16 protein-coding genes are annotated in these 15,614 nt (G+C 64.3%); 6 read left to right on the top strand and 10 right to left on the bottom strand.

All coding sequences use genetic code 11. The features are described 5' to 3' along the window. Positions 1–157: 157 nt before the first annotated feature. Entirely contained in the window at positions 158–991 is an 834-nt protein-coding gene (locus R4P57_RS08110; protein ID WP_317802352.1) for an alpha/beta fold hydrolase, read from the bottom strand. Positions 992–1,760: 769 nt separating this feature from the next. After that, a complete protein-coding gene (gene ppk2, locus R4P57_RS08105; protein ID WP_317802351.1) occupies positions 1,761–2,705 on the bottom strand; it encodes a polyphosphate kinase 2 in 945 nt (314 codons plus the stop codon). Between the two features lie 299 nt (positions 2,706–3,004). Between ppk2 and R4P57_RS08100 the strand changes: the two genes are divergently transcribed. Further along, complete coding sequence (locus R4P57_RS08100) at positions 3,005–3,208, top strand: PspC domain-containing protein (RefSeq protein ID WP_094613965.1); 204 nt, start codon at positions 3,005–3,007, stop codon at positions 3,206–3,208. A 57-nt stretch (positions 3,209–3,265) separates the two neighbouring features. On the opposite strand, the gene R4P57_RS08095 is transcribed toward R4P57_RS08100, so the two are convergent. Both R4P57_RS08095 and R4P57_RS08090 read right to left on the bottom strand, forming a co-directional pair. After that, a complete protein-coding gene (locus R4P57_RS08095) occupies positions 3,266–3,418 on the bottom strand; it encodes a hypothetical protein (RefSeq protein WP_317802350.1) in 153 nt (50 codons plus the stop codon). Between the two features lie 149 nt (positions 3,419–3,567). Continuing rightward, a complete protein-coding gene (locus R4P57_RS08090) occupies positions 3,568–4,974 on the bottom strand; it encodes a glucose-6-phosphate dehydrogenase (NADP(+)) (protein ID WP_317802349.1) in 1,407 nt (468 codons plus the stop codon). Between the two features lie 61 nt (positions 4,975–5,035). Here R4P57_RS08090 and R4P57_RS08085 point away from each other — a divergent pair, with 61 nt between their 5' ends. Continuing rightward, on the top strand, positions 5,036–5,638 hold the full coding sequence (locus R4P57_RS08085) for a hypothetical protein (RefSeq protein WP_317802348.1): 603 nt from the start codon (positions 5,036–5,038) through the stop codon (positions 5,636–5,638). Here R4P57_RS08085 and R4P57_RS08080 read toward each other — a convergent pair. Beyond that, positions 5,635–6,207 (bottom strand): isochorismatase family protein, encoded by a 573-nt coding sequence (locus R4P57_RS08080; RefSeq protein WP_317802347.1) that lies wholly within the window; start codon positions 6,205–6,207, stop codon positions 5,635–5,637. The genes R4P57_RS08085 and R4P57_RS08080 overlap by 4 nt on opposite strands. A gap of 21 nt (positions 6,208–6,228) precedes the next feature. Here R4P57_RS08080 and R4P57_RS08075 point away from each other — a divergent pair, with 21 nt between their 5' ends. Beyond that, the gene (locus tag R4P57_RS08075) at positions 6,229–7,035 is read left to right on the top strand and encodes an MOSC domain-containing protein (RefSeq protein WP_317802346.1); all 807 of its coding nucleotides are present in this window, start codon (positions 6,229–6,231) and stop codon (positions 7,033–7,035) included. Positions 7,036–7,097: 62 nt separating this feature from the next. Here the strand turns inward: R4P57_RS08075 and R4P57_RS08070 are convergent, their stop codons facing one another. From R4P57_RS08070 to aspA, 3 genes are read right to left on the bottom strand one after another with little or no spacing between them, the layout of a single operon-like run. Next, entirely contained in the window at positions 7,098–8,018 is a 921-nt protein-coding gene (locus R4P57_RS08070; protein ID WP_317802344.1) for an asparaginase, read from the bottom strand. Continuing rightward, entirely contained in the window at positions 8,011–9,435 is a 1,425-nt protein-coding gene (locus R4P57_RS08065; protein ID WP_317802343.1) for an amino acid permease, read from the bottom strand. The genes R4P57_RS08070 and R4P57_RS08065 overlap by 8 nt, the downstream gene beginning before the upstream one ends. A 6-nt stretch (positions 9,436–9,441) precedes the next feature. Further along, complete coding sequence (gene aspA, locus R4P57_RS08060) at positions 9,442–10,881, bottom strand: aspartate ammonia-lyase (RefSeq protein WP_317802342.1); 1,440 nt, start codon at positions 10,879–10,881, stop codon at positions 9,442–9,444. A gap of 98 nt (positions 10,882–10,979) precedes the next feature. On the opposite strand from aspA, the gene R4P57_RS08055 reads away from it, so the two are divergent. Together R4P57_RS08055 and argG are read left to right on the top strand one after the other, a co-directional pair. Next, positions 10,980–11,681, top strand: a complete 702-nt coding sequence (locus R4P57_RS08055; protein WP_317802341.1) for a FadR/GntR family transcriptional regulator — start codon at positions 10,980–10,982, stop codon at positions 11,679–11,681. 35 nt (positions 11,682–11,716) lie between these two features. Beyond that, positions 11,717–13,132 carry an argininosuccinate synthase gene (gene argG / locus R4P57_RS08050; protein WP_317802340.1) on the top strand — a complete coding sequence of 472 codons (1,416 nt, stop codon included), beginning with the start codon at positions 11,717–11,719 and terminating at the stop codon, positions 13,130–13,132. A 73-nt stretch (positions 13,133–13,205) separates the two neighbouring features. On the opposite strand, the gene ligD is transcribed toward argG, so the two are convergent. Continuing rightward, positions 13,206–14,159 (bottom strand): non-homologous end-joining DNA ligase, encoded by a 954-nt coding sequence (ligD, locus tag R4P57_RS08045; RefSeq protein WP_317802339.1) that lies wholly within the window; start codon positions 14,157–14,159, stop codon positions 13,206–13,208. Positions 14,160–14,254: 95 nt separating this feature from the next. On the opposite strand from ligD, the gene R4P57_RS08040 reads away from it, so the two are divergent. Beyond that, positions 14,255–14,578, top strand: coding sequence for a putative quinol monooxygenase (locus tag R4P57_RS08040; protein ID WP_317802338.1), 324 nt, complete (start codon positions 14,255–14,257; stop codon positions 14,576–14,578). On the opposite strand, the gene R4P57_RS08035 is transcribed toward R4P57_RS08040, so the two are convergent. Then, on the bottom strand, positions 14,575–15,477 hold the full coding sequence (locus tag R4P57_RS08035) for an alpha/beta hydrolase (protein ID WP_317802337.1): 903 nt from the start codon (positions 15,475–15,477) through the stop codon (positions 14,575–14,577). The two genes, R4P57_RS08040 and R4P57_RS08035, sit on opposite strands and share 4 nt — an antisense overlap. Between the last annotated feature and the right edge of the window lie 137 nt (positions 15,478–15,614).

The following is a 15,614-nucleotide window of genomic DNA, read 5'->3' as shown; positions in this document are numbered from 1 at the left end:
CGAATCGACGAACCGAATCCCCCAGGCCGTTCATAGTCGTGCTCGCTATCGTCGTTCACACAATTACTGGTTCAAAGACTTTTTACATCAAAACGGACCAGAAGCATGTGCGAACGGACGAAAACAAGTGGAATACCCAGGACCGGATCCAAACCTGTCAGCGATGCATCCACTCCGCCACCAGGTCGGCGACCGCCGTGGGGTTACGAATCCACCCGTTGTGTCCGAGCGGCTCGTCGACGTGCACCGAGGTGACATCGGCATGGGCAAGCTTGCGCACGAGGTTGTCCATCGAGCCACGGGGCGCGAGGTCGTCGCCCTCGATGGTCACCGCCAGCACCGGAAGTGTCAGACGGCCCATCCGTTCCTCGTAGTCCATGTCGGCCCCGGCAGGCGCGATCGAGCCGGTCCGCGCGAACCGGGACCAGTCGTCGATCAGAACCCGCGACTGCCGACCGAAGCCGCCGATGCCGATGCGGTCCCCCGGCCAGAACCCCGCGATGCTGCTGGTGATCGCCATCGCTGCCGCGCCTACGTACAGCGGCACACCACGGGTCGTGCCGAAGCCGCGGTGATAGGGCGACCCCGACGCCACCAGAATCAATCCGCCGAGCCTGCCCCTGACGCGGGCGGCGTACATCGAGCCGAGCTGCCCACCCATGCTGTGTCCGAGCAAATACGGCGTCGCCGCCGGGAACTGCTCACGAACCACCTCGAAGATCGCCGGAAAGTCGACCGACACCAGCTCCTGATACCCGTACCGACTCGCCGAATTCGGCTTGGGCACACTGTCCCCCTGGCCGCGCAGGTCACCGATCGCGGCATGGAAACCGCGCGCTACCAGCGCCTCGGCGAACAGTCGGTAATAACCACCGGGAATGCCGAGGCCGGGGAGAACGACGATCACGGGTGCATCGTCGCGGCATTCACCGGGGAACAGTGAGACCGGCACCGTCGAACCGTCGGGCATCTGAATCGGAACCGTCTGCATGGGGCAACCCTATGATGCGCCTGGGCATGGCCTCTGCCGACGCCGCACCGCAGCATTCGACTCGACTGACGACCGGGACGCACGCTCCGCCGGGATGCAACCGAATCTTTCACGGCTCGAATACGTTTCGAACGAACGAATGACCGGCACCCACGACAGGGTGGGCACCGGTCATTCGGATCTCAGAACTGGGATCAGAGCGCGGTGGGGGTGGTCTCGGAGCTACCGGCGTTGAACAGTGCGAGGAGGATCTGGAGGATGGATCCGAGTTCAGCGGACATACGTAAAACTCCTTCATCGAGGGGGCGTGCAGATCTGCTGTGACTTATGTCACGCGATGATCTCTGCAAGGAGATTTCTACCTCAGAAGGTCACGCTCTGTACATGGAAAAGTCGGTAAAAGTCGAAAATCTTGGTGCGACATCACAAAACAGTGACGGTGCCGAGTCGTCGCGGCCGCCCCCGACGGCGACCGCGACAATGACGGACGACTACGCGGCGCTACCCGATGTCAGCACGCCGACGATCTGATCGACGATCGCATCGACGATTCCGTCGTAGACGCCCGATGCGATGTCGGAAATGAACTGTGCTGCTGAACCCATGAGAACTCCTGATGCTCGTGTGCAAGGACAGCCGTAAGCGATACGACCTTCGTCGTTCCTACCGCACACTCGATGCCGGTGCAGCACCCGGTACCAAGTCGAGATCTCGGAAAATGCGTCGCCGCAACGGATCAGTGGATCGTTCACCGGATCCGGGGCGAAAACTATTCGCCGATCACGTCTTTGGCGCGTCCCACGAGCAACGGGTCGGTTTCACCGACGATTTCGGGATCTTTGTTCGCGTAGTCGAACTTGTTGAGTACGAAGCGCATCGCGTTGATGCGGGCTCGCTTCTTGTCGTTGCTCTTGACGACAGTCCACGGCGCGACATCGGTGTCGGTGGCGCGGAAACTCTCTTCCTTCGCCGCGGTGTATGCATCCCACTTGTCCAGCGAGGCAAGGTCCATGGGCGAGAGCTTCCATTGCCGCACCGGGTCGACCTGCCGGATGGCGAAGCGGGTGCGCTGCTCGTGTTGCGACACCGAGAACCAGAACTTGGTCAAGCTGATGCCCTCGTCCACCAGCATCTGCTCGAACAGAGGTGCCTGCCGAACGAACTGGGCGTGCTGCTCGTCGGTGCAGAAGCCCATGACCCGCTCGACGCCGGCGCGGTTGTACCAGGACCTGTCGAACATGACGATCTCCCCGGCCGCGGGCAGATGTGCGATGTAGCGCTGGAAGTACCACTCGGTCGACTCACGAGCAGACGGCTTCTCCAACGCGACGACACTGGCACCGCGCGGGTTGAGGTGTTCCATGAAGCGCTTGATCGTGCCGCCCTTACCGGCGGCGTCTCGGCCCTCGAAGATGATGACGTGCCGCCGTCCGGTCTCCTTGGTCCACATCTGCAACTTGAGGAGTTCGATCTGCAGGAGACGCTTCTCGAGCTCGTACTCGGTACGCGTCATGCGCTCGTCGTACGGGTAGTTCTCGCGCCAGGTGTCGACGACGTGGCCGTCGGGGACGGTCAGCAGTACCGGATCGTCGTCATCGGAGTCGTCGACGGCGAAGCCCGAGGTGTCGGCAAGATCGACCGCCTTGGTGATGTCGAGCAAGGCGCTCAGGTTCGTACGTGGAGCCTCACCGTTGCGGAGATCGTTGTCGGTCATGTGCCGAAAGTTAATGCTCATCGGTGACCGATCCATGGCGATTCGGTGAACACCCGATGCCGCCACCGGTTTCACGACGGGAGCACCCGGTCCGCAAGGGGGACGGACCGGGTAGCGCCGGTCGTGCACTCGCCGATCACGTGCGACGGTAGCGGCCCTCGCAACGGTAGGTCCAGGGGTCGGTCCGGAAAAGTCGACGATCTTGTTCGAGCGCCGTTTTCGGACCGTTCGTTTATCGGGGTCGATATGGGTGAAATCCCCGATGCGCCGAAAGGCATTGCTGATGCAGACTTTTCACCATGACATTCGAGAGCGGTTCCCCCAGAGAGTTCACCCGGTCGAGTTCGCAGAAGATGATGGGAGGTGTATGCGGCGGAGTTGCCGAATATTTCGGCTGGGACGTCAACATCGTCCGACTCGCGACGGTTGCCGGCACGGTCCTGACCGGCGGCACCGTCGTGCTGATCTACCTCGCGGCGTTGATGTTGATGCCGCTCCGGTGAAGCCCGAACACGACGAAGCCCCGGACCTCGACAACAGGTCCGGGGCCCCGCGACCGACTACTCGGCGACGCTGGAAAGCCCTTCGGCGCTTCCGGTGAAGAGTTCGGTGATCGCGTCGGAGATGCCTGCGGCGATGCCGTCGGTGATGATTCCGCCGATTCCGCCTTCAGCGCCGCCGCCGAGGAGAGTGCCGAGAAGTTCGAGGAACATGAGGGGTTACCTTTCGGAGGAACGTCGAGGCCCGGGTTGATCAGGCGGCAGGAATATAGCGCGCGCGTTCTGTCCGATCCGTCGTTTCGCCGAAAAAGTCCTGCGCCCCGTTTGCCCGCCGTCGACAATTCCGAGTGAACGTCGGTCGACTACGCCTCGCCGGTGATCAACCATCCGCACGGTGCCGCGAGCTCGTCGGACTCGGCGGGTCCCATCGAACCGGGCGCGTAGCTCTTCACCTCGGGCGGATCGCTCAGCAAGGGAGCGGCGACGTCCCAGACATGCGCCAGACCGTCCGGCCTGGTGAACAACGACCGGTCTCCGCTGAGCACATCGAGGATCAGGCGCGCGTACGGACTCAGCGGCTCGGCGTCGGGCACCGACTTCAACGGCAACGCCAGATGCCCCACCGACAGATCGAAATCCGGGCCCGGCTCCTTGACCGTCATGGCGATGTCGATGCTGCCGTCGCCGGAGAGGTCGAACGAGAGCACCGCGCCGTCGTCCGGCAGCTCGCCCAGCGGACTGTCGGCCGGTTTGCGGAACACCAACGAGACGCGCTGCTCGCTGACACCCAACTTCTTTCCGGTGCGGAGCAGGAACGGGACGCCGCGCCAACGGTCGGTGTCGACCCACAACGTGGCCGCGACGAACGTGTCGACCTTCGAATCATCGGCGACGCCCTCGACGTCGCGATACCCGTCGTACTGCCCCAGAACTACTTCGGCGGTGTCCAGCGGCCGGAACTGCCCGATCACCGTCTCGCGCGCCGATTGCAGATCCTCGGCCTTCAGCGATGCGGGCGGCTCCATCGCGACCTCCGCGGCAACCTGGAACAGGTGCGTGACGAGCATGTCCAACACGGCACCGGTCTCGTCGTAGAACTCGGCACGGTCGTCGATGTCGAGCGTTTCGGGAACGTCGATCTGTACCTGCGCCACGTGCTCGGAGTTCCAGATGCCACTGATCATGCCGTTCGCGAACCGCAGCACGTGTAGGTTCTGCGTCGCTTCCTTACCGAGGAAGTGGTCGATGCGATAGACCTGCTCTTCTTCGATGACCTCGTGCACGGCTTTGTCGAGTTCCTCGAAGTTGCTCTGCGAGGTGCCGAAGGGCTTCTCGTAGACCACCCGGGAACCGTCGGCCAGATCGTGTGCACCCAGGGCCTTCGTGTAATCGACGAAGGTGCTCGGCGGCAGAGCGATGTAGTGCACCAGCTGGGCGTCGTCGCCGATGTCCTTCTTGGCGTCGGCGACGACCTCGGGCAGCTTACCGGGATCGTCGACGGTGAAGCCGTTGCCCGCGAAGCGGATTCGTTCGGAGAATGTCGACCAATCGCTGTCGGCCACGTTCTCGGCGAATTCGTCGAGGACGCTGCGGACGTGATCGCGGAACTCGTCGTCGGACGAGTCCTTGCGGCCGTTGCCGATCAGGACCCATTTCTCGGGGAGCAGACCTTCGAGGTGGAGTTGGTAGAACGACGGCAGGACCATTCGCTTCGCGAGGTCTCCGGTTGCGCCGAACAGGACGAATACAGTGGGTTGCGAGGACGCCATGACCTCCACTATGCACCGCACAGTTTGGGAGCGCACAGTGCCGACGAGGTGAGGTTGCACGATGACCAGATCACGGTTTCACGGTGAGATATACGGGGTAGGTACGACGTCCGGTGTGCGGATCGTCCTCGGCCACTGGACGCGATCACCGCTCGGGGAATTCACCGACGTCATGATCCAATTCGCCGACGGGAGACGTCTGCTCGTCGCCCCCAACGAGGACGTACGGGACTTCGTCACCGCCACATACACCTTCGACTCCACCGAGCTCGTCCCGGTCACCTTCGCCGCGGAACCCGACAACTGGCGGTCGGTGCAGGCCGGTGACCTGTCGGTCAGAATCCGAGTTGCCGGACCCACCGTCCTCGGCCGCGCGTTGAGCCTCGTTCCCGACGCGGTGTCGACGGCACCGTGGTTCTGCGCGATCAGCGACCCCATCGCCCGAGTCGTACTGCGCGGAGTGCGCACCCGCGGGAGCGCAGGCGGGGGCCGACGCGAGTACTACGGTGCCAGGCACCAACATCGCGTCACCGATGTCTCGGCATCGTGGCAGGGCGAGGATCTCGGGACACTCACCCCGGTGACTCCCCCGGTGACGTTCGGCTTCGGCAGCACCCCGGCGGCACCGTCGGTCACGTCCATCACGACGACGATCGACAGTTAGACCACCACTGCGCCGGACGCCCGCAGATCGTCGAGGGCCGCGGCGGAGGTCTCGGGCGCAACTCCGGCAACGAGGTCGGTGAGAACACGGACGTCGAGGCGCTGGGCCACAGCGTCTTTCGCCGACGCCAGAACGCAGTAGTCGGTCGCAAGTCCGACGACGTCGATGTCGGTGACCTCGTTGGCGGTGAGTATCTCGGCGAGAGGTGTTCCGTCCTCGGTGACCCCCTCGAACGCCGAGTACGACGGCTTGCCCTGCCCCTTGTAGACGTGCACGTCCACGGAACCGGTCGCGTAATCGGGGTGATAGTCGGCCCCGACCGTGCCCGCGACGCAATGCACCGGCCACGTGGTGACGAAATCCGGTGCGGCCTCGGTGGCGAAGTGCCCGCCGTTGTCGCCCTCCGCGTCGTGCCAATCACGCGAGGACACCACGAGGTCGTACTCGTCGCCGTGGCGCGCCAGGTACGCGCTGATCCTGCGCGCGACCTCCGCGCCGCCGGCCACCGCAAGCGCGCCGCCCTCGGTGAAATCGTTCTGCACATCCACTACCAACAGAGCACGAGTCATGGATCCCAGTATCCTCGACGAGTGCGCGTGTCGTCTCTGGTGACCTACCCCGTCAAGGGATGTGCCGGCTCGACGCTGCATTCGGCTCACGTGAGCGCTACCGGCCTCGAGCACGATCGGGCATTCATGATCGTCGACTCCGACTGGGCATTCCGCAGTCAACGTAGCGACCCTGTGCTCGCGGTCGTTCGATGCTCGGTGACGGACGGGTCGCTGACCCTCACCCACGCGTCGACAGGTTCGGTGACCGTGCCGGTGGACCGGGACTCCGAGGCGCGCGACATCACGATGTTCCGCGCGCCGATGCGCGGAATCGATCAGGGCGACGAGGTGGCCGGCTGGCTCACCGAGGTGATCGAGGAACCGTCACGTCTCGTCGCCGCACCACACGACCTCGGCCGCATCACCGACGGAATCGCGCCCGGGTCAGCGCAATTCGCCGACAGCTCGGCGGTGCACATCCTCTCGACCGCCTCGCTGGCCGGTCTCAACTCCAGACTCGACGTATCGTTGCCGATGGATCGCTTTCGCCCGAACATCGTCGTCGACGGCTGGGACGATCCACATCGGGAAGACGAGGTTCGCGAGGTCGGGATCGGGTCCGCTCGCCTCACGTACACCAAACTCGCCATCCGCTGCGCCGTCACCACCGTGGAGCAGACAACCGGCGTCCGCACCGGCCCGGAGCCGCTGCGCACACTCGGCGACTACCGCCGCGGTCGGCAGAAGGGCGTCGCTTTCGGGTCGAAATTCTCCGTACTGCAGGACGGCACGGTGACCGTCGGCGACGAACTACGCGTCGAGAGTTGGGGCGCGTCGGAGCTGTAGCTCGAACGGCACAGGCTGCTGACGTGATCGCCCACTATTCGCGTCTGGACACGGTTTTCCGTCTACGCGAACGAATTGTGGACTGTGACGTCAGTGGCTTTCGCTGCAATCAGCGCCGCCAACTGAATGCGTGCCTGACCCGCCCGCAGTTCACGGGAGAACATCGCACCCGCATCGACCAGATCGTGTCCACCCCCGCCGCCGCCGTACGTCGGCGAGGTCTCACCGAACGGCACCCGCGTCGTGACGACCACGTGCACCCCAGCGGCCACTGCTTCTTTCACCGCATGCACGACGCGGGCGTTGGTGTTGCCCGAGCCGAGCGCCTGGAGCACGATGCCCGACGCCCCCGCCTGAATGCACGCATCGATTTGAGCACTGTCGGCACCGGGATACAGCGCGACGATGTCCACGCGGGTCCCAGCAATAGGCATCCACGGCAACGGTTTCGGCCGCGGCAACGCGGCAGACCGGAACGCGTCGAGTTCGGAGGTGTGCTTCTTGATCGCACCGCGCGCCGGCAGCAACCGTCCACCGAAGGCGATCAGCACACCGCGCTCGGACTGCGCCGCAGCCACCGCCGCGGCAATGTTGCCGGGACCGTCCGGATCGGGGTGATCGGCAGTGCGCTGCGCACCGGTGAACACCACAGGCCGATCGTCGTCGTGGAACAGATCGACGTACAGGGCCGACTCCTCCATCGTGTCCGTCCCGTGCAGAACCACCACTCCGACGCATCCGTCCTCGGCGAGCGCGTCGACCACCGCCGTACGGATGGTGTCGAGATCCGCGAAGTCCAACGCCGAGCTGTCCTTCGACATCACCTCGCGCACCCGAACACCGTCGACCTCGATCCCGCGACCGGGCACCGGACGAGACACCCCGTGCTCGTCGCGACTGCTGGCAATCGTGCCACCGGTGGTCAACAACGAAACGAAGCTGACCTTTTCGGGTCGTTCCTGCAGGCTCCACTCCTTACTCACTGCGCGCCGCCACCTCTCGGATTCGCTTGCGGCACAGGAACCAACCACCGATGAGCATCGGCGCGATGAGCAGGATCGACGCCACCGTCCAGGTACCGACCGGTTTGTCGAAGGCCATCAGCACGAGTACACACGCCAGGAAGCCTAGCGTCGCGTAGCCGGTGTACGGGGCACCGAAGAGCTTGAACGCAGGTCGGGTGACCGCACCGGTCGTGGACAGCGACCAGAACTTGAGCTGACACGCGACGATGACGGCCCAGGCGCTGATGATGCCGAGTGCCGCCATGTTGAGCACGATCTCGAACGCCTGCGCCGGGACGACCGCGTTGAGCACGACGCCGAGCAGCGTCACCACCGAGGTCAGGGCGATGCCGCCGTACGGCACCCCCGACTTGTTCATCCGCGCAGCGAATTTCGGCGCCGAACCGGCGACAGCCATCGAATGCAGGATGCGTCCGGTGGAGTACAGGCCCGCGTTGAGGGAAGACAGCGCTGCGGTGAGGACGACGAGGTTCATGATCGCGTCGGCACCTTCGACGTCGATGGCCCCGAAGAAGGTGACGAAGGGACTCTCTCCCGCCTGATAGCTGGTGTACGGCAAGAGCAACGACAGCAGCAGCACCGATCCGACGTAGAACACCACGATGCGCACGATGACCGTGTTGATCGCTTTCGGAATGACCTTTTCCGGATTCGCCGTCTCACCCGCAGCGGTGCCGACCAATTCGATGGAGGCATAGGCGAACACGACGCCCTGAATCACCACGATCGCAGGAAGCAGGCCATTGGGGATGAGACCACCGTTGTCGGTGAGGACACTGAGTCCTGGATCCTGCCCGTCGATGGGCGTGCCGAAGAGGACGTAGTACACACCGACCGCCAGGAACGTCACCAGTGCAACGACTTTGATCAGCGCGAACCAGAACTCCAGTTCACCGAACACTTTGACCGACACCAGGTTCAACCCGAGCACCAGAATCAGGCCGGCGAGCGCGAACACCCACTGGTCCACGTTTCCGATCGGAGCCCAGTATTTCTTGAAGAAGTTCATGTACAGCGCCACGGCCGTGACATCGACGACGGCCGTCATCGCCCAGTTCATCCAGTAGAGCCAGCCTGCCGCGAAAGCGACCTTCTCACCGAAGAATTCACGGGAGTACGACACGAACGATCCCGATGTGGGTCGATGCATCACCAGCTCGCCGAGCGCACGCAGAATGAGGAAGGCGAAGAAGCCGCAGAGCGCGTACACCAGCACCAGCGCCGGACCCGCGTCGCGCAGCCGCCCACCTGCGCCGAGGAAGAGTCCGGTGCCGATCGCGCCACCGATGGCGATCATCTGAATCTGACGCGGTGCCAGTTCTTTTCGATACCCGAGGTCTTCTTCGCTGAAGGCCTGACGATTTTCGATACTCATGTGCCGCTACCTCGTGGACGTCTCGGGAGCATCTGCATGCTCGACGGGGGCCACTCGCAGGTTCGCGAGGTGCTCGGGGCTCAGTAGTCGATCCAATTCCTCGCGAGCCAGCAGGCCCTTCTCGAGCACGAGGTCGACGACGTTGCGACCGCTGACGAGAGCTTCCTGTGCAATGGCAGTGGATTCCACGTATCCGAGATACGGGCTCAGCGCGGTGACCAGACCGATGGAGTTCTCCACGCGCTCACGCAGCAGGTCGACGTTGGCGGTGATGCCGTCCACGCACCGATGCGCGACGGTGCGGCACGCGGCACTCAGGTGCGCCATGCCGTCGGACAGGGATTTGACGATGATCGGCTCGAATGCGTTGAGCTGCAACTGCCCTGCTTCGGCCGCCATCGTGATCGTGACGTCGTGGCCGATCACCTCGTAGGCGACCTGGTTGAGTACCTCGGGGATGACGGGGTTGACCTTGCCGGGCATGATCGACGAACCTGCCTGCATCGGAGGCAGGTTGATCTCGTTGAAGCCCGCCCGCGGACCGGACGACAACAGACGCAGATCGTTGCAGATCTTCGACAGTTTCACTGCCACTCGCTTGAGTACACCGGACAGGTGCACGAACTGACCGACATCCTGTGTTGCCTCGATCAGGTCCGTCGCGGTCACCAGCGGTAGACCGGTGATGGTCCGCAGATGTGCGACGGCCGATTCGGTGTATCCGGCGGGGGCGTTGAGCCCGGTGCCGATGGCGGTGGCTCCGAGGTTGATCTCGTGCACCAGCAGCGCTGCTTCTTCGAGCCGCGAGCAGTCCTCGTCGATCATGATCGCGTAGGTGCCGAACTCCTGACCGAGGGTCATCGGCACCGCGTCCTGTAGCTGCGTGCGGCCCATCTTGACGACGGTGGCGAACTCGCTTGCTTTGCGGCCGAACGAATCTCGCAACACCTTCATCGAAGCGATGAGCTCGTGGACCGCGAAGATGGTCGCGATGTTCACCGACGTCGGATACACGTCGTTGGTGGACTGCGACGCGTTCACGTGCTCGTTGGGGTGCAGAAAGCTGTACTCGCCGTGTGCGTGCCCGAGTATCTCCAGAGCACGGTTCGCGATGACCTCGTTGGCATTCATGTTGGTCGAGGTGCCCGCGCCGCCCTGGATGACGTCGACGACGAACTCCTCGTGCCACTGGCCGTCGAGAATTTCCTGGCACGCAGTGCGGATCGCTTCCCCGCGGGTGGCGTCGAGGATTCCGAGATCCTGATTGGCCGACGCAGCTGCCCACTTCACCGCTGCGAGTCCGCGAACGAGGTGCGCATTGGTGGAGATTGGACGCCCGGTGATGGGGAAGTTCTCGAGAGCGCGCAGGGTGTGGATCCCCCAGTACACAGTCGTCGGGATGTCGCGTTCGCCGAGAAGATCCTTCTCGATGCGGGTATCGGCCACGGTTGTGCTCCTTCAGGGGTGTCCAGCTGTCCGGCTGTCTGACAGGTAGAGTGTGGCGCAGAACACCCCATCGGTCAACCCCACGCTAGGATTGCGTCATGAACCTGTCGGACAGCTGGGCAGTCAGTGCGCCCACGAATGCCCGCATGAGCGCAGCCGAGGCGGTGTTCGCTGACCTCCGCTCGGCGATCGCGTCGGGCGATCTACCCGTCGGGCAGAAATTGCCGTCCGAGGCCGCGCTCGCCACCCGGCACAGCGTCAGCCGCTCGGTCATCCGCGAGGCGCTGCGTTCATGCCATGCCCTCGGCCTGACCGAAACCAAAACGGGCCTCGGCACTTTCGTCATTCGCGACCGCGTCGGAAACGACCTCGACATCGGCAACTACGCAGCCCGCGAACTCATGGAGGCCCGCCCTCACGTGGAGATTCCCGCAGCCGGCTGGGCCGCAGAGCGTCGCACCGAAGAGGAGTTGACGGTGCTCGCCGGCCTGGCCGACGAGATGCGTTCGGAGGACGACCACGAGGCCTGGGTACTGCTGGACGCGCAATTCCACACCGCGATCGCGCGAGCGAGCAAGAACCGCGTGTTCGAGTCGATCATCGTCGACATACGCGACGCATTGACCCGGCAGTCGGAAACCCTCAACCTCGTTGCGCACCGGCAGCAGCAATCGAACGTCGAACACGACGCCATCGTCGACGGCATCCGCTCCGGCGAGTACGACGCAGCAGCACGCGCCATGACCGCGCATCTCGATGCGGTCCGGGGTGCAGTGGAGTCGCTCGCCGATCACCCATAACAGCCCGAGTAGCCCGTCCGACTAGGCTGCTTGCCGTGACGAAGGTATTGAACTCTCTCCCGGTCGGCGAACGAATCGGCATTGCATTCTCCGGTGGTCTCGACACCTCGGTGGCTGTCGCCTGGATGCGCGAACACGGCGCAGTGCCGTACGCCTACACCGCCGACATCGGCCAGTACGACGAGCCGGATCTGTCCGATGTGCCCGCGCGCGGCCTGGCCTACGGCGCCGAGCAGGCGCGGCTCGTCGACTGCCGCGAGCCGCTCGTCGAAGAGGGTCTGGCGGCACTGACCTGCGGCGCGTTCCACATTCGCTCGTCGCTGCAGACGTACTTCAACACCACTCCGCTCGGCCGCGCGGTGACCGGCACGATGTTGGTCAAAGCGATGCAGGAAGACGGCGTCTCCATCTGGGGCGACGGCTCGACGTACAAGGGCAACGACATCGAGCGGTTCTACCGTTACGGCCTGCTCGCCAATCCGCAGCTTCGGATCTACAAGCCCTGGCTCGACGAGGCATTCGTTGCCGAGCTCGGCGGTCGGCACGAGATGTCGCAGTGGCTCACCCAGCGCACCCTCCCCTACCGTGACTCGGCCGAGAAGGCCTACTCCACCGACGCCAACATCTGGGGCGCCACCCACGAGGCGAAGAAGCTCGAATACCTAGACACGTCCCTCGAGATCGTCAGCCCCATCATGGGCGTCCGGTTCTGGGACCCCGAGGTGGAGATCGCCGCCGAGGAAGTCACCGTCGAGTTCGAGCGCGGCCGCCCGGTGCGGATCAACGGCAAGAGCTTCGACAGCGACGTCGACCTCGTCATGGAAGCCAACGCCATCGGCGGTCGCCACGGTCTCGGCATGAGCGACCAGATCGAGAACCGCATCATCGAAGCCAAGAGCCGCGGCATCTACGAGGCCCCCGGCATGGCGCTGCTGCACATCACCTACGAACGCCTCGTCAACGCCATCCACAACGAGGACACCGTCGCCTCGTACCACAACGAGGGCCGTCGACTCGGCCGCCTGCTGTACGAGGGACGCTGGTTCGATCCGCAGGCGCTGATGCTCCGCGAGGGCCTGCAGCGCTGGGTCGGCAACGTCGTCAGCGGCAGCGTGACACTGCGACTGCGCCGCGGCCAGGACTTCACCATCGTCGACACCCAGGGCAGCAACTTCAGCTACCACCCCGAGAAGCTCTCCATGGAACGCAGCCAAGGCCAGGCGTTCTTCCCCGGCGACCGCATCGGTCAGCTCACGATGCGCAACCTCGACATCGCCGATTCACGCAGCAAACTCGAGCAGTACGCCGCACAGAATCAACTCACCGCCTGGGGCGACCTGATCGGCGAACTCCCCGCGGGCGGAGCCGACGCCATCGCCGCCAGCAGCCCCGACAGTTCCGTGGACTCCTCGGCCCTCGACTACGCCGCTATCGAGTCCGGTACCGACTAGCTGCTGGTGCCGCCCAACTCGCAGTTATGTACAGATTTCGGCCAATTTCCATACATAACTGCGAGTTCGGCGGTCAGTCTTCGGGCTCGGTGAGCCCCTGGTGCTCGTCCCGCTCCGCCCACTCGAGTAGCTCGTCGATCGCGAATACCGCGTCGTCGATGCCCGCGTGTAGGTCCCCCAAGTCGGCAAATCTGGCAGGCACCGTGAACATCGTGAACTCGCGAGGATCGACGCTCGCTACTTCGTCCCAGGAGATCGGGGTCGACACCGTCGCCTGCTGATTTCCCCGCACCGAGTAGGCGCTGGCGATGGTGTGATCGCGGGCGTTCTGGTTGTAGTCGACGAACAGCTTCGACGGGTCTCGGTCCTTGCGCCACCACGTCGTCGTCACGTCCTCGGGGGCTCGGCGCTCCACTTCCCGCGCGAAAGCCAGTGCAGCCCTTCGTAAATCCTTGAACCCGTAGACCGGGTCTATACGCACGTAGATGTGTAGGCCGTGCCCGCCGGAGGTCTTGGGCCAGCCGACGGCACCGAGATCACTCAGTACCTCCTGAACGACCCCGGCGACGCGCCGGACCCGGGCGAAGGAACAATCGGGCATCGGGTCGAGGTCGATGCGCCACTCGTCGGGCATCTCGACGTCGGCGCGGCGGCTGTTCCACGGATGGAATTCGACGGTGGACATCTGCACCGCCCAGGCCACGTGCGCCAACTCCGTCACGCACAGCTCGTCCGCGGTGCGGTTGTAGCGCGGGAATGTCACCTGCACCGTCTCGAGCCACGGCGGCGCACCGTTGGGCACCCGCTTCTGGTGCACCTTGTCGCCGGCGAGGCCCTTGGGGAAGCGATGCATCATGCACGGCCGCTCCCGCAGCGCCCGCACGATGCCGTCGCCGACGCTCAGGTAGTAGTTCACCAGATCCAGCTTGGTGGCACCGCTCTCGGGAAAATAGACCCGATCGGGATTGGAGATGCGGACGCTGCGCTCGCCCACCGGAATCTCGATCGACGGTGAGCTACTGGCCATGAGCCGAGCGTAGGCGATTCCCCCGACGGCAGGCATGCACTCCACGCAATCCGGGTACAGCCACAAGGCCATCAGTGTCGACAGAAGGAGCAACGTTGATCTTCATCACCGCCAAGTTCAAGGTGAAGCCCGAGCACGCGGACAACTGGCCCGAGATCTCGCGCGATTTCACCGAAGCCTGCCAGGCCGAGGACGGATGCCTCTGGTACTTCTGGTCCCGGACCCTCGATGACCCCACCGAGTACGTCCTGGTGGAAGCGTTCAAGGACCCCGATGCCGGTGCTACGCACGTGAATTCGGATCACTTCAAGCAGGCCCAGAAGGATCTCCCGCCGTACCTGCAGGAGACGCCGAAGATCATCAGCCAAGAGGTCGACGGCACCGACTGGAACGAACTGGGCGAACTCGCCGTCGACTAGTTCGAGTCGCGATCCCGGACCACGTCGCCCAGCGTCAAGATGGCGTCGGCGAACTGCCCCGGCAACTCCTGGGGCGGGTTGTGGCCGCACTCGATTTGCCTGACGTCGATCAGATCGGTGAAGTGCGCCGCGTGGTCCGGGCGACCGTACAACGAGGCGACGGTGTCCTCGGTCGGATCGATCACGACCGTGGGCACCGTGATCCTCGGTTGCTCGGTCAGCGACTCCTGCGTCGCTGCATAGGCAACATCCCCTGCCTCCATGCCGTATCGGTGCCGGTAGGAATGCACGGACACGTCCACGAAGTCGGGGTTGTCGAACGAGGGCGCGGTTGCCGCGAACTCGGAGTCACCGAACCGCCAGGTCGGCGACCAATCCGTCCACAGTGTCTGTGCGATCTCCACGCGGTAGGCCGCGAGCCCGGCCCTGCCCCGCTCGGAGTGCAAGTAGTACTGATACCAGTACCGCTTCTCGAGGTGCGGCAACACCGGCATGGACACTGCCGCGGCGATGTCCTGGACCAGGTATCCGGACGCGCTCACCAGACCGGACACCAACTCCGGCCACATCGCGGCGACGACGCAGGCAGCTCGCCCACCCCAGTCGTAGCCGGCGACGATGGGCTGGTTCAGCTCGAGCGCGATGATCAGCTCGCGAAGATCGTGGCCGATCGCGGCCTGCTCACCGGAGCGCATCGTGTCCGCGTCGACGAACCGGGTCGGCCCGAAGCCGCGTAGATACGGCACCACCACGTCGTAACCGGATGCGGCGAGCAGCCTGGCGACGTCGTCGTAGCAGCGCGGGTCGTACGGAAAACCGTGCATCAGCACCACCGAACGACCGGCCGGATCACCGAAGCGGTCGTAGGCCACATCCAGCACCCCTGCGCGAATCATCATGGGTCCATGCTCGCATCGCGCCGACTCATCACACGGAATCGGGTGCAGCCGACCGCGCTCACGCTCGATGTCAAGCTGTCTGGAGTCGGTTGTCGTTGATTCCCACGCTCGATGCGGGCCGGGGTGTGTGTGGACGA

This window comes from Rhodococcus sp. IEGM 1330 (assembly GCF_033142445.1).
Lineage (GTDB): Bacteria > Actinomycetota > Actinomycetes > Mycobacteriales > Mycobacteriaceae > Rhodococcoides.
This window is presented reverse-complemented; position numbering and strand designations above follow the sequence as displayed.